The sequence below is a fragment of the Acinetobacter sp. KB005 genome (assembly GCF_049949095.1).
Classification (GTDB): Bacteria; Pseudomonadota; Gammaproteobacteria; order Pseudomonadales; family Moraxellaceae; genus Acinetobacter; species Acinetobacter calcoaceticus.
Genome location: NZ_CP188191.1, coordinates 3,058,470 through 3,073,364, shown reverse-complemented (window position 1 = coordinate 3,073,364; position 14,895 = coordinate 3,058,470). Strand labels below are relative to the sequence as shown.

Sequence of the window (14,895 nt, the reverse complement as noted above, 5' to 3'; positions counted from 1 at the left end):
TTTTTATATTTGAGATAAAGATGTTAAATCTATCTGTGAACACTAACGCATATTATTATTTTTGGCAATTTAGATAGTTGCCTGAGCGTATTCGGGCATGAGAAAGTTGCCCATCACAGTTAATACCTGATCGGCAACCCCGATCAGGTTTTTTTATGCTTTATCTTTTTTGAATCGAGGAACTTAAAATGAACAACATGACTTATTCATACTTTAGCAACTTTTATTGGTTTTACTTTTGCTTGCCTTTACCAACGAATAGATCCAAAACGCTCAAATAAATGATCGGACTGAATAGATTGCAGTCCCAAGGAAAAACCAATGAATGCCCTAAATACTTTATTGACACAAAGCAATACAAAAGAAACTCCAGTTAGTTTACCTGTCCAGTTAAAAGCAAAATATCCGCTTGCACACTCTTTCGTGCGTCAAATTGCCGAACATCGTCAAACTATTCAAAATATTCTTATCGGCAAAGATCATCGGTTAATGGTAATTACAGGGCCTTGTTCCATTCATGATCCGGTTGCAGTACTTGAATACGCTGAAAGATTGCAAAAATTACAAGAAAAAGTAAAAGATCAAATTTTTATCGTGATGCGTGCATACATTGAAAAACCACGTACAACTGTGGGTTGGAAGGGTTTCATGTATGATCCAAATTTAGATGGTTCATCAAATTTACAACTTGGCTTAGAAAAGTCTCGCGAACTTTACTTACAAATTATTGAAAAGGGTTTGCCAATTGCGAGTGAAATTTTAAGTCCAATGGCAACTGGTTATTTTGATGATTTATTGGCTTGGGGTGCAATTGGCGCTCGTACAAGTGAGTCTCAAATTCATCGTGAAATTTCAAGCCACATGCCATACAGTATTGGTTTCAAGAATGGTACGGATGGTTCAATTCAGATTGCCTTAGATGCGATTCAGTCAGCACAAAATGAACATCAATTTTTAGGAATGAATCAACAAGGCTTACCTTCAGTGATTCAGAGTGCTGGTAATCCCTTACCACACTTGATTTTGCGCGGAGCGAATCATGGGCCAAATTATGATTTAGTTTCAATTCAGGCGATACGAGAAAAACACAAACAAAATCTTCCTGCATTAGTGATTGACTGTAGTCATGGTAATAGCAGTAAAGATCCGTTACGTCAGCCAGAAGTTTTACAGCAAATCGTTGCTGAACGTTTAAAAACACAAGTAAAGGGTGTCATGATTGAAAGTCATTTGGTTGATGGTAGCCAAAAGATTTCTTGTGATATGACTTATGGGCAGTCAGTAACTGATGGTTGCTTGGGATGGGAAAAAACAGAGCGACTTTTGTTAAGTGTTTCAGAGCAATTAAAAGCAAAAGAGTTAGCTCATTCAGCTTAATGACTTACACATTTAAAAAGGGATCTGCGAACAGATCCCTTTATTTTTTAAGAAGCATGTTTTAATTCTGATAAAAATGTTGTGATTTCATAGCCAAATTTTTTCGGCTCGGTCAATAATGGTGTGTGGCCTGAGCGCTCAAAATATATTGCTTTTGCATGCTCGACACTCTGTGCAATAAGTGTCTGCCCAGTTTCTGGATAAAGCGTCGAATTACGACCAATAAAGAAAGTGGTTGGGCACTCTAATTGCTGGATAGCTTCACGATAATCTTCATTGTGATAAAGATAATTTTCCACATACCAAAATAAATAATCTAAACGCTGAATAGGTAATAAATATTTTTGTAGAAACGGTTGTTTTAGCGCTGTTTTAAAAACTAAAGGACTAAATGGATTGCTACTTTGCAAATCAATAAAATCTACCCAAAGGCGAACCAATTCTTGTCGATCTGGAAGTGATAATTCATAAAGATATTTGGCATTTTTGTGCTTTGATAATAATTGATAGATATCATTTAGTAATTGTTTGAACTGAGTATGATGAGAACCAAATAAACCATATTCCCATGTTGAATCTACAGATATTTTGGGTGTTTGGTCGATATGTAAATAAGCTTTTAGTTGCTGTGCGAGATGAGCATGTTTCATACCGTGCATGGCCGTCGTGGCGCCCATCGAATAACCCATCAAGATAAAATTATCGAGTTTTAATTGTTCTATTAAATGAGCGACGTCTTGCCAATGACTTGATATTGCATCTTGCTCAGGGATTGCACAATTTTTTGAACCGCCAAACCCACGCCAATCTGGAATAATAAACTCATAATCTTTACGGTTTGTATAAATAAAAGGTAGCCATTGCCAACTTTGCATACCAAGACCAGATAAAACCAAAACTGGTTCACCACGACCAACACGACGTACAAATAAATTTTCCCGATCGGGCATGGTGTAATATGGCATGGCTATTCTCCGGATACGCTATGTTGGGCAAAGCGTTTTAATTGAGGGATGATTTGTTCCAACCATTTGATCCATTCACTTTCCATCGTAATTCCAAGTTCTAAGATCATTTTATGGATGTATAACACACGGTCATTTAGATCATTGCTGTCTTTAAAATCTTTGTCATAAATACTTTGATAAAGTTTCAGCTTTTCCTGATGTAGACCAAGGTGTCGTAACAGCTCAGGTAATATCTGATTATTGCTCAATTGTGCTTCAGCACGCAATCTAACCATCAAGTCATCACGAAGCTGAGCAGGTTCACTTTGTTGCGTCATCCATGAAGCTAGCTCAATACGTCCTAGTTGTTCAACTTGATAGGTCTTTTTTCGACTATTTTCCATTTCATTTTCTAACGTTGAAACCCAACCTTTTTTGAACATGTTGTTGAGTTCACGATAAATTTGCTGGTGTGTGGCATTCCAGAAAAAGCCCATTGAACGGTCAAAGCGGCGGGCAAGTTCGAACCCTGTGCTTGGTCGTTCAAGCAAGCTGGTCAATAAAACATGAGGAAGTGACATGGCAATCCGTTTGTAAGCAAAAGTAAAGTGTGACTGATGAGATTATGCAACATGTTGCATAAAAGTCAAAATTTGATTATAAATTAATGCAACAAGTTGCATTAGCAAGCTAATTGCTAGCCAAAGGAGAAAATATGTCAGCTTATCCACATTTATTGAAGCCACTTGATTTAGGCTTTACTACTTTAAAAAACCGTGTGCTTATGGGGTCTATGCATATTGGGTTAGAAGAAGCACCGCAGGGATATGAGCGTATGGCAGCATTTTATGCTGAGCGCGCAAAAGGTGATGTTGGATTGATCGTAACTGGCGGTGTTTCTCCAAATGATGATGGTGTTGTATTTAGCCACGGTACCAAGCTCGATACAGTTGAAGAAGCTGAGAAACATAAAGTGATTACCCAAGCTGTGCATGAAGCTGGCGGTAAAATCGCTATGCAGATTTTACATACTGGGCGTTATTCTTATCAGGCAAATAACGTTGCACCTTCAGCAATTCAAGCACCAATTAACCCGATTAAGCCTAAAGCTTTAAGTTCTGCCGAAGTACAACAGACCATTGATGACTTTGCAAACTGCGCCAAACTTGCTCAGTATGCAGGTTATGATGGTGTGGAAATCATGGGCTCTGAAGGTTATTTAATTAATGAGTTTATTGCTGCTCGTACTAACCACCGTGATGATGAATGGGGCGGTAGTTACGAAAACCGTATTCGTTTTCCCATCGAGATTGTAAAACGTACGCGTGCTTTGGTTGGTGAAAATTTTATTATTATTTATCGTCTATCGATGCTTGATTTAGTGGAAGGTGGTTCAAGTTTTGATGAAGTAATTCAGCTTGCAAAAGAAATTGAAAAAGCAGGCGCAACTATTATTAATACAGGCATTGGTTGGCATGAAGCACGTATTCCAACCATTGCAACGAAAGTACCTCGTGCTGCATTTACGTGGGTCACTGAAAAACTCAAAGGTGAAGTATCTATTCCTTTGATTACTTCCAACCGAATTAATACCCCAGAAATGGCTGAGCACGTGTTGGCTTCAGGTCATGCCGATATGGTGTCCATGGCGCGTCCAATGTTAGCTGATGCTGAGTTTGTTTTAAAAGCAAGCCAAGGTCGTAGCGATGAAATTAATACATGTATTGGGTGTAACCAAGCGTGTTTAGATCATATTTTTTCAATGAAAATCGCAACGTGTTTAGTGAATCCTCGCGCATGTTATGAAACTGAACTTATCTTTAAAGAAGCACAGGTTCAAAAGAATATTGCTGTTATTGGTGCGGGTCCGGCAGGTTTAAGTTTTGCAGTATATGCGGCTGATCGCGGGCATAAAGTCAAAGTTTTTGAGGCAAGTCATCAAATTGGTGGTCAGTTTAATATTGCAAAGACTGTTCCTGGAAAAGAAGAGTTTTACGAAACCTTACGCTACTTTGGCCGTCAAATTGAATTGCGACCTAATATTGAGCTTGTATTAAATCATAAAGCAACTTATGAAGAATTGAGCCAAGCAAATTTTGATGAAATTGTGATTGCAACAGGTGTAACTCCTCGTCAATTACAATTTGATGGAATTGATCATCCTAAAGTATTGAGCTACTTACAAGTTCTAAGAGAACGTGTGCCTGTGGGGCAGCGTGTAGCGATTATTGGGGCGGGTGGTATTGGTTTTGATACGGCGGAATATCTTACTCATGAAGGTGAAAGTGGTAGCTTAAACCCAGAAAAGTTCTATGCTGAATGGGGAATTGATACTCAATATGAGCATGTTGGCGGGTTAAAACAGCCAAAAGTTGAAGATTCGGAACGAGAAATTTATTTACTGCAACGTAAAGCTGCTGCTGTAGGGGCTGGTTTAGGTAAAACTACTGGCTGGATTCACCGTACAGGTCTGAAAAATCGTCAAGTCAAAATGCTTGCCGGGGTTCAATACGACAAAGTTGATGATCAAGGTCTTCATATAACAGTAGATGGAAAACCGAGTGTACTTGAAGTTGATCATGTGGTGATTTGTGCGGGCCAAGAATCTTTCACTGCAATGTATGAGCAATTAAAAGAAGACGGAAAAAATGTTCATTTAATTGGTGGAGCTAAAGAAGCCGGAGAGCTAGATGCAAAACGCGCTATACGACAAGGTGCTGAGCTAGCAGCGACACTATAAATCTATATGGGCATTTCTTTGAAAAGGAAATGCCCATAATTTCATTAAGTAAATTAAAGGAAAAATAATAATGGCACTTGAAACAACAAAACAGTCTTTAGAAAAATGGCATCACATGATTCAGGCAGGTAACTTGTCCAATCTAAATGATTTGCTGGCAGATGAAGTCGTTTTCCGTTCTCCTGTTGCCCATAAACCTTATGAAGGAAGGCAAGTCGTTTTCTTCATTCTGAGCAATGTTATTCAGGTATTCCAAGACTTTACTTATCATCGTGAGTTTTATACGGAAGATGGCGAAAATGTGGTACTCGAGTTCAGTGCAAATGTAAGCGGCAAGTCATTAAAAGGTATTGATATGATACGTTTTAATGAGCAAGGCAAAATTATTGATTTTGAGGTAATGATTCGTCCAATGAGTGGGTTAGCTGCACTAGCTGAACAAATGGGTGAAAGAATCACCAAGTTTCAACCGCAATAATTTCAGCAAATAGCCTAAGTAATATTATTGAGGTCATTAGAATGTGGTTAAAACTTTCAACATTAGTCTTATTGCCTGTATTATTTATACAAGGGGCAAAGGTTCGTAAGAATACACCACGTCTATTAGAGGCCATTGGCGAGCGTGAAGGTCTGTGCGGACACGGAAGACCTTTGTCATTGCTTATTTTAGGTGATTCTGCAGCGGCAGGTGTTGGAGTTGAAACACAAAAAGATGCTTTATCTGGCGCAATTATTTCTGAGTTGCAAGATGAGTATTCTTTATGCTGGAAACTTCATGCAAAAACAGGCGATACAACCAAGCAGGTTTTTCAAGCTCTACAGCATTTAGAGCAGCAAAATTATGATGTTGTAGTCACATCTATTGGTGTTAATGATGTGACAAAACTAACCTCAGCAAATCTATGGTTAAAACAACAAAAGCAATTATTTCAGCAAATACAGACGCGTTTTCAACCTAAACTCATTATCGTATCTGGTGTGCCGCCAATGCAACATTTTCCAGCTTTGCCGAATCCATTGGCTTGGTTATTTGGAAAATATGCGGAGCAAATGAATCAGGCATTATATAAATGGTTAGAATCACAAAACCAATTTAGATTCATTCAATATGATATTGAAAGTTTTCAAGCGATGAACTTACCTATGGCAAGTGATGGTTTTCATCCAAGCAAAGAAATTTATGCAATTTGGGGGCAGCAGGTTGCAGCATTAGTGCGGCAATCATTTAACTCATAATCAGAGGTCGTGATTGGATATGGGCATATCTACTTTAAATAAAATTAAAGCTTTCGGTTCAGAATTTTTTGATTCGGTACTAGGTGCTGAACAGCCAAAAGTCTATTATGACCCGCAAGGGAAAATTAAAGATGTTTTGGATAAATTGCCCCAACTTAAGCAAAAATATCGTCCTACGCCATGGTTAAGTAACAATCATGTTCATCTTTTATATTTCGATATTATTAGAAAAAAAACCATCAAGCTTGAATATGACCGTATTGATCAGCTCACCATGAAAGATGGTGGTGTAACTGCGATCGCATGGTATGGCTATAATCTTCCAAAATCTACTCCTACAGTTGTCATCATGCATACCATTACAGGTACACCTGAAAGTATGCGTGAACTGGTGAAAGATTTACATCACTATACGGGGTGGAGAATAGCACTATGCTTACGCCGTGGGCATGCTGGTTTACCAATGCCTGTACCACAGATTTCTCTTTTCGGATCAACAAGTGATCTTAAAGAGCAGCTTACGCATATTCAAAATTTGTTTCCTGAATCAGATTTGTATGCAGTGGGTTCTTCGGCAGGCACAGGATTGCTGGTTCGTTATTTGGGAGAGCAAGGCACTGACACACCATTTAAAGCTGCTTTTGCAATGTGTCCCGGCTATAACACTGAGATTGGCTTTAAAAATGTTCATCCGTTCTATAGCAAAATGATGACCAAAAAGTTATTCAAATATTTTATTCACCCTTATCAAAGTACTTGGAACCAGATTTCTTCTTTAGAAAAAGTTCTTGCAACGACTAGTCTCGAAGAGTTTGAAAAAGAATACTTTGAAATGGCTGGCTTTCAGGATTATCAAAGTTATTGTCAGGCAATTAATCCAATTTATGTATTTGAAAATGTCAAAATTCCATTAATGATTCTTAATGCTGAAGATGATCCAGTATGTTCTATTAAAAATTTAGAACCTTACAAAGAAACGATCCAGCAAATGAGTAATATTGCAGTTGTAACCACTAAAAAGGGAAGTCATTGTGGCTTTTACGAAGGTTGGAAAAGTACCTCTTGGGCTGCGAAATTAATGTCGAATTATTTTATGGTTAATCATAAACAATGACGGTGTTGCTGTAATAAATTAAATAAAGCCCATCTATTGAATGGGCTTTATGATTTTATCAGCTCAAGATAAAAGCAATTTTGGATCTTTCAATCCAATTTTGATTTTGGTACTAGCAACGAGGTCTTTTTCATCTGTTTGGTTAGGGTGGAAATTAAAGCGATAATACTCAAAAAATTTAGGGATTAATGCTCTATATTGTTTATTAGCAAAACTAAAGAAATTACGCCAAGAGTTAAAGTTTAGAAGTTGGCGATCTCGTTTCATAAGAACGAATTGATAAATTGTTGAGAAGCCTGTAATTAAAAATAGACTTAAAGTAAAGACAGTAATGCGAGGGAGATAGGCGCTCAGCCCACTTCCATATAAGTGTTCATAAAGATCAAAGGCGACAGCTTTATGTTCGGTTTCTTCAATGCTGTGCCATAACCATAAATTACGGATCGTTGAGTCTGTCATCAGTTCATTAACAGATTGCATCATGCTCACTACAAGTACCGCGGTATAGTGTTCTAAGCCAACTGTTACGAGCAAATTCCATTTTTTACTAAAAACTTTTTCAATACTTTTTAAAACGATACCAGTTGCTTTTTCTAAAGATTCTGGATCTAAACCATGTTGTTGTGCACTTACATGAAAAGCATGATGCTCTTTAGAATGCATTGCTTCTTGACCAATAAAAGCACTAATTTCGCGATCTAGCATTTCATTTGATTTTGCTTTGGCACGTAACGCTCGAACTGAACGAACAAAATATGATTCACCCTCAGGGAACAATGTAGATAAGCCTGTAAAATAATGGGTAAGAGAGGGTTCATTATTACACCAGTAACGAGGTGTATTTTCAAAATTATAGTCCATACGACGGACTGGAAATGAGGCGGGTACGCGATTTGATACAGTAGTCATTTTAAGCTCCAATCTTCTTTTAATTAAGGTTCCAAAAAGGAACTTGTTAAAAAGCTACATCTCAGCGTGAGTAACGTCAATGCTTTTTCAGGGGGAATAAGTAGATTGTCCTAAATTGATATCTAGGAAAACTTTAAAGACAAATTAGAAAGAGAAAGGTAGAACTGATTATTGAATTGATAATTTTAATAATATTTAAAAAGCCCAAATCAACTGTTCAATTTGGGCATATTCATACGGGAACTTAGTTTTTAAGCGCTGGTGTAGCAGCAGCAATCGCAGCGGCAACAGCATCATCTTCAGTTTGAGATGGCTCAGCTGGTTTGGCTGGTTTTGATTGAACTTTCTCAGGCTTAGGCTCTGGTTTTGGCTCAGGCTTAGGTTCCGGTTTTGGTTTCGGTTGCTCAGAAGCTGTTGTTTGTGAACTTTGATCAGATTGGGCAGGACGAGTTTCACGGCGAATTTCAGTTGTGGTATTCGCTGTTTCTTCGTGATGAACTTCAACTTGCGTTGGTTCCTGCGTTTGAGCTTCTTCAGTTTTAACGCTTTCTAAAGACTCAAATTTTGCAGGTTCAGCAGGCTTAGGTTCTGAAACAGCAGTTTCAACCTTTTCTTGCTCTTCTTCTGGTGTTTCTTTTTTGACACATGCGGTTAACAATAGTCCAGCTGCAATTGCAGCACAGATTAAAAGTTTTTTATTTGCCATTGTCCTAAACAACATTTAATTGAGGAGCTGGCATTATAACAGCAAAAGAGAATGAAAAAATCATGTGAGATGGACCTAATTTTTTATTAAAAATGCTGATAGAATAACCAGTTGTTTAATGATCTTTGAATTGATGCGGTTTGACTTTGCTTTATAGGGGCAGAGTAAAGTAAAATTGCCCAACATTGTAGGCCGATTTCGGCTTGATTGTACGAGAAACTTAATGACCCATTTTATTTTTGTTACTGGTGGTGTGGTTTCATCGCTAGGTAAAGGTATTTCTGCTGCTTCAGTTGCTGCACTTTTGGAAGCCCGTGGCTTAAAAGTCACAATGGTTAAAATGGATCCTTACATTAATGTCGATCCGGGGACAATGAGCCCTTTCCAACATGGTGAAGTTTTTGTCACAGAGGATGGTGCCGAAACTGATCTAGACTTGGGTTATTACGAACGTTTCTTACGTCGTGCGAAAATGACCAAACTGAATAACTTTACCAGTGGCCGTGTATATCAAGATGTTCTAAATAAAGAACGTCGTGGTGACTACTTAGGTGGTACGGTTCAAGTTATTCCACACATTACAGACAACATTAAAGAACGTGTACTTCGCGCAGGTGAAGGTTACGACGTTGCAATTGTTGAGATTGGTGGTACGGTTGGTGATATTGAATCACTTCCATTTATGGAATCAGTCCGTCAGTTAATGGTTGAGCTTGGTCATAAACGTACCATGCTGATGCATTTAACTTTGTTGCCATATATCAAATCTGCGGCTGAGTTAAAAACCAAACCAACTCAACATTCAGTGAAAGAATTACTTTCAATTGGTATTCAGCCAGATATCTTAATCTGCCGTACTGAATATGATGTAGATGTTGATACTAAACGTAAAATTGCATTGTTCACTAACGTGGAAGCGCGTGCCGTTGTGGTATGTAAAGATGCGAAAACGATTTATCAAATTCCACGTACATTTTATGAACAAAACGTTGATGACCTCATTTGTGAACGTTTTGGGTTTAATGATCTTCCAGAAGCAAATCTAGAAGATTGGGACAATGTAGTCGAAGCATTACTTAACCCAGAATACACTTTACGTGTAGCTATGGTTGGTAAATATGTTGAATTACCAGATGCTTATAAATCTGTGAATGAAGCATTGTTACATGCAGGCATCAAAAATCGTGTGAAAGTACAGATTGACTATGTCAATGCTGAAGAACTTGAAAGCCAAGACGTTTCTATTTTGCAAACAGCTGACGCAATCTTAGTCCCAGGTGGCTTTGGTGAGCGTGGTACTGAAGGCAAAATGAAAGCTATTCAATATGCACGTGAAAACAAAATTCCATTCTTGGGCATTTGTTTGGGTATGCAATTGGCTGTAATTGAATATGCACGTCATGTTGCAGCTATGCCAGAAGCATCTTCTACAGAGTTTAACCGTTCTACAAAGTATCCATTGATTGGTTTGATTACCGAATGGTTAGATGAACGCGGCGAGTTACAACAACGCAGCGTAGAGTCTGACTTAGGTGGAACTATGCGTTTAGGTGCACAAAAATCTGAATTGGTTGAAGGCACAAAAACACGTGAAGTCTACGGTAAAGCAGAAATCACTGAACGTCATCGTCACCGTTATGAAATGAATAACCGTTTCATTGAGTCGATTGAACAAGCTGGTATGAAGATTTCAGGCTATTCTTCGGCACAACATTTGGTTGAAACAGTAGAAATTCCTGAACATCCTTGGTTTATTGCTGTACAATTCCACCCGGAATTTACAAGTTCACCACGTGATGGACATCCATTATTTGCTAGTTTTATTGACGCTGCGAAAACACAGCATCAAAAAAGTAAATAATGCGATTTTAAATAAACTGGGAAAGTTTAAATGTCACAATTAAAACCACAAGAAGTTGTACGTTTAGGCGATATACAAATGGCAAATCATTTGCCATTTGTATTATTTGGCGGAATGAACGTACTTGAATCAAAAGATTTAGCTTTCGAAATTGCAGAAACTTATGTTGATATTTGCAAACGCTTAGATATTCCTTATGTATTTAAAGCGAGTTTCGATAAAGCAAATCGTTCTAGTCTGCATTCGTTCCGCGGTCCTGGACTTGAAAAAGGTATTGAATGGTTAGGCGATATTAAAAAACATTTTAATGTGCCTATCATTACCGATGTTCATGAGCCACACCAAGCTGAAGCAGTTGCAGAAGTAGCCGATATTATTCAGTTACCGGCTTTCTTAAGTCGCCAAACTGATCTTGTTGAAGCGATGGCAAAAACACAAGCTATTATTAACATTAAGAAAGCTCAGTTTTTGGCACCTCATGAAATGCGTCATATCCTGAATAAATGTTTAGAAGCAGGAAACGATAAACTTATTCTTTGTGAACGTGGTTCAGCATTTGGCTATAACAATCTTGTTGTAGACATGCTTGGCTTTGACATCATGAAAGAAATGAATGTTCCTGTTTTCTTCGATGTAACACATGCGTTGCAAACTCCTGGCGGTCGTGCTGACTCGGCAGGTGGTCGTCGTGCTCAAATTACAACTTTAGCACGCGCTGGAATGGCAACAGGTTTGGCAGGGCTGTTCTTGGAAGGTCACCCAGACCCAGAACATGCAAAATGCGATGGACCTTGTGCATTACGCATGTCGCAGCTTGAGCCATTCTTGGCACAAATAAAAGAATTGGATACTTTGGTTAAAGGATTCAAAAAGTTAGACACCCATTGAGTTTTTACTCATTTACGCTGCTTTAATCGCAGCTCATATTCATTCAACAGAGGAATTGTTCATGAGCCAAATCGTTGACATCCGTGCACGTGAAATTTTGGACTCTCGTGGTAACCCAACCATCGAAGCAGACGTAATTTTAGAATCTGGGGTTGTTGGTCGTGCATGTGCACCATCTGGTGCTTCAACTGGTTCTCGTGAAGCTTTAGAACTACGTGACGGTGATAAATCACGTTACTTAGGTAAAGGTGTTAAAACTGCGGTTAACAACGTAAACACGATTATCCGTGATGCTTTAGTGGGCAAATCAGTATTTGAACAAAAAGACATCGATAATACGATGATCGAACTTGATGGTACTGAAAACAAAGAAAAGTTGGGTGCAAATGCAACTTTGGCTGTGTCATTAGCTGCTGCACGCGCTGCTGCTGATGAAAAGAAAATTCCTCTTTTCCAATACATCGCTGACTTACGTGGTCAAACGATTTTGACTATGCCTGTACCAATGATGAACATCATCAATGGTGGTTCGCATGCAGACAACAACGTTGATATTCAAGAGTTTATGATTGAGCCTGTAGGCTTTACTTCATTTGCTGAAGCATTACGTGCAGGTGCTGAAATCTTCCACTCTCTAAAATCAGTTTTAAACAAAAAAGGTTTAAATACTGCTGTGGGTGATGAAGGTGGTTTTGCACCAAACTTGCGTTCAAACGAAGAAGCAATCACAGTTATTCTTGAAGCTATTGGTCAAACTGGTTACAAAGCCGGTTCTGATATTATGTTGGCGCTTGACTGTGCATCTTCAGAATTCTACAAAAATGGTCAATATGTTCTTGCGGGTGAAGGCAATAAAGCATTCACAAGCAACCAGTTCTCTGACTATTTAGCAGGCCTTGTAAACCAATATCCAATTATCTCAATTGAAGATGGTTTAGATGAATCAGATTGGGAAGGTTGGTCTTACTTGACATCTATCCTTGGTGACAAAATCCAATTGGTTGGTGATGACCTGTTCGTTACAAACCCTAAGATTTTACAACGTGGTATTAATGAGAAAGTAGGTAACTCTATCTTAATCAAATACAACCAAATTGGTACGTTGACTGAAACTCTAGATGCAATTTACCTTGCTAAAGAAAATGGTTATACAACTGTAATTTCTCACCGTTCTGGCGAAACTGAAGATTCAACTATTGCTGACTTAGCAGTAGGTACAGCGGCTGGTCAAATTAAGACTGGTTCACTTTGCCGTTCTGACCGTGTTTCTAAGTACAACCAATTACTTCGTATTGAAGAGTTGACTAAAGCTGCTTACCGCGGTAAAGCTGAGTTTAAAGGTTTAAACTAATCTTTAAATAAAAAGTTAAAATTAGTTTTTTAACATTTTAAGGCGCTATTTCTCTATTTTTAATAGGAAATAGCACCTTTTTTAATGCTTAAAAGATGAGTTACTTTTTCATTTTCTAGTGATTCTTTTATTACACCTCAAAAAATGCAAAAAACAGGTAACTACAGCATTTTCAAAAACTTCATGTCAGACATTTATAATACTCAATTTTTTTACTATCCTAGGCGACGGGTTTTTAAAGACTTAGCCCAACTATGGTGTTTGCAACGAGAACACTCTTGATCGAGTGTATTTAGAATTTTAGTTTCACCGCATTTCATACATGAATAAAAGCTATCGATTTTAAGTACGTCAGCTTTGCAATAAGCATCAGGGAATAGGGGAAGTCCCCATTTTACTTCTTCATCTTCATAGTACAGTAAGCTAAGGATACCGTCGGACTCCAGTAAAGCGGTTCTCACTTGACCTAAATGTTCAACATTTTGTTGGCGCATCTCTGAGAAAAACTCATCATGTGAATATGATTGTTTCTGGAAGTCTTTGTAGACTAAAAGTCCATCTTTGACCACGCAAAGTGCTTTTCCTTCTAATAGATCTTCAATTTTCTTATGCTTCACCATGGCCCAAGTTACTAGGCGATAGAGAAAAAGAATAACGATAAATACGATAAAAGCATGGGCAATAGGTAAGTCCTTGGTAAACATTGGATCACCAGCAGCCGAGCCTAAACATAAAATAATTGCGAGTTCAAAAAGAGAAAGTTGGCGAACACCACGCTTACCTGATAGTCTTAAAAAACTAATAATAATGATAAACATGAGGAAGCATCGAACCAAAATTTCCAAAATAAAGGTCCATGTGGTGTCACCTATGAAAATATTAAAAAAATCCATTTTTTCTCCTTTTAATAGGTGGATGAAGTCTTTATAAAATTCTTAGCAAATTAAAAATAGAAAAAATATACTTTTTAAGTAGTTATTGGTTAAAAATTCGAACTCTCTGTGATTCTGTATAAATTTCATTTTCAAACTATGTATTAGAATAAACATATAGCGTGGGTTTTAATTGTAGATAAATAGCAAGACAGAATGATTGTTGACGTTGTCAAATAGGATGAAAGTATATTTATTAGAATTTTAGTTTTAAATGTCTTTTTCTTTATTGGCTAGGAATTACGGCACTTTATTCTTCCAATATCTAATATTAATAGATATATGATATGTTTTAATATTTTTTGGATTCTATGAGGAATTTTATATCATGAGAAAGCAATATCATTTTAGAAAAATTGAAAATGATACTTATATTTGGGATGTGGATAATTTAGTAGAGTTAACTAGAGATTTTAAAGTAAAAGAAATTTTACTTTCAGAAATAAAAGAATTAAATGAACCATATTGGTATCCAGATTCTCATCCTACTACTCAAGATATTATTAATCATATGCTACTAATTCAAGAAGCAGATTTGTCTTATCCAATAATAATATGTTCACAGGGTAGAATAATGGATGGTATGCATAGGGTGGGGAAAGCAAAAATTTTAGGTAAGGATAAAATATGTGCTGTACAATTTGATAAAGATCCCCAGCCAGATTATATCAATGTGGATGAAAATGATCTTATCTATGATGATTAATTATTTAGTCTCCATAAATTTTATATTTAGAAATATAAAATTTATTAGAAAGTTTTTCTTTGTTTAGAGTTAATTGTGAAAAATTTATTTAGCTACGAATGATACAGAAGATTTTGCTTATGCTGTTT

At 37.3% G+C, this 14,895-nt stretch carries 14 protein-coding genes; 9 read left to right on the top strand and 5 right to left on the bottom strand.

Annotated features, from left to right (window positions below; translation table 11 throughout):
- The first annotated feature begins 321 nt into the window (after window positions 1-321).
- Complete coding sequence (locus ACPF64_RS14710) at window positions 322-1,377, top strand: 3-deoxy-7-phosphoheptulonate synthase (RefSeq protein ID WP_426454184.1); 1,056 nt, start codon at window positions 322-324, stop codon at window positions 1,375-1,377.
- Window positions 1,378-1,424: 47 nt separating this feature from the next.
- Here the strand turns inward: ACPF64_RS14710 and ACPF64_RS14705 are convergent, their stop codons facing one another.
- Window positions 1,425-2,342: an alpha/beta fold hydrolase gene (locus ACPF64_RS14705; RefSeq protein WP_426454182.1), complete on the bottom strand. Its 918-nt coding sequence runs from the start codon at window positions 2,340-2,342 to the stop codon at window positions 1,425-1,427.
- A 2-nt stretch (window positions 2,343-2,344) separates the two neighbouring features.
- Complete coding sequence (locus tag ACPF64_RS14700) at window positions 2,345-2,905, bottom strand: PadR family transcriptional regulator (protein WP_426454180.1); 561 nt, start codon at window positions 2,903-2,905, stop codon at window positions 2,345-2,347.
- A gap of 134 nt (window positions 2,906-3,039) precedes the next feature.
- Between ACPF64_RS14700 and ACPF64_RS14695 the strand changes: the two genes are divergently transcribed.
- From ACPF64_RS14695 to ACPF64_RS14680, 4 genes are all read left to right on the top strand, one after another.
- The gene (locus ACPF64_RS14695; protein WP_426454178.1) at window positions 3,040-5,064 is read left to right on the top strand and encodes an FAD-dependent oxidoreductase; all 2,025 of its coding nucleotides are present in this window, start codon (window positions 3,040-3,042) and stop codon (window positions 5,062-5,064) included.
- A gap of 70 nt (window positions 5,065-5,134) precedes the next feature.
- Entirely contained in the window at window positions 5,135-5,542 is a 408-nt protein-coding gene (locus ACPF64_RS14690) for a nuclear transport factor 2 family protein (protein ID WP_426454176.1), read from the top strand.
- Between the two features lie 41 nt (window positions 5,543-5,583).
- Entirely contained in the window at window positions 5,584-6,300 is a 717-nt protein-coding gene (locus ACPF64_RS14685) for an SGNH/GDSL hydrolase family protein (RefSeq protein WP_003652064.1), read from the top strand.
- A gap of 19 nt (window positions 6,301-6,319) precedes the next feature.
- Window positions 6,320-7,414: an alpha/beta fold hydrolase gene (locus ACPF64_RS14680; RefSeq protein ID WP_426454174.1), complete on the top strand. Its 1,095-nt coding sequence runs from the start codon at window positions 6,320-6,322 to the stop codon at window positions 7,412-7,414.
- 63 nt (window positions 7,415-7,477) lie between these two features.
- Here ACPF64_RS14680 and ACPF64_RS14675 read toward each other — a convergent pair whose 3' ends face one another.
- The gene (locus tag ACPF64_RS14675; RefSeq protein ID WP_426454172.1) at window positions 7,478-8,323 is read right to left on the bottom strand and encodes a metal-dependent hydrolase; all 846 of its coding nucleotides are present in this window, start codon (window positions 8,321-8,323) and stop codon (window positions 7,478-7,480) included.
- Window positions 8,324-8,567: 244 nt separating this feature from the next.
- Window positions 8,568-9,029 (bottom strand): internalin, encoded by a 462-nt coding sequence (locus ACPF64_RS14670; RefSeq protein ID WP_426454170.1) that lies wholly within the window; start codon window positions 9,027-9,029, stop codon window positions 8,568-8,570.
- A 223-nt stretch (window positions 9,030-9,252) separates the two neighbouring features.
- On the opposite strand from ACPF64_RS14670, the gene ACPF64_RS14665 reads away from it, so the two are divergent.
- The 3 genes from ACPF64_RS14665 to eno all read left to right on the top strand — a co-directional run bounded on the left by ACPF64_RS14665 (window position 9,253) and on the right by eno (window position 13,129).
- On the top strand, window positions 9,253-10,890 hold the full coding sequence (locus tag ACPF64_RS14665) for a CTP synthase (RefSeq protein ID WP_004643040.1): 1,638 nt from the start codon (window positions 9,253-9,255) through the stop codon (window positions 10,888-10,890).
- 30 nt (window positions 10,891-10,920) lie between these two features.
- Complete coding sequence (gene kdsA, locus ACPF64_RS14660) at window positions 10,921-11,778, top strand: 3-deoxy-8-phosphooctulonate synthase (protein ID WP_003652054.1); 858 nt, start codon at window positions 10,921-10,923, stop codon at window positions 11,776-11,778.
- Between the two features lie 61 nt (window positions 11,779-11,839).
- The gene (gene eno, locus ACPF64_RS14655) at window positions 11,840-13,129 is read left to right on the top strand and encodes a phosphopyruvate hydratase (RefSeq protein WP_017392264.1); all 1,290 of its coding nucleotides are present in this window, start codon (window positions 11,840-11,842) and stop codon (window positions 13,127-13,129) included.
- A 215-nt stretch (window positions 13,130-13,344) separates the two neighbouring features.
- Here eno and ACPF64_RS14650 read toward each other — a convergent pair whose 3' ends face one another.
- Window positions 13,345-14,022: a DUF421 domain-containing protein gene (locus ACPF64_RS14650; protein WP_281830624.1), complete on the bottom strand. Its 678-nt coding sequence runs from the start codon at window positions 14,020-14,022 to the stop codon at window positions 13,345-13,347.
- 367 nt (window positions 14,023-14,389) lie between these two features.
- On the opposite strand from ACPF64_RS14650, the gene ACPF64_RS14645 reads away from it, so the two are divergent.
- Complete coding sequence (locus ACPF64_RS14645) at window positions 14,390-14,767, top strand: hypothetical protein (RefSeq protein WP_045431246.1); 378 nt, start codon at window positions 14,390-14,392, stop codon at window positions 14,765-14,767.
- Window positions 14,768-14,895: the final 128 nt, after the last annotated feature.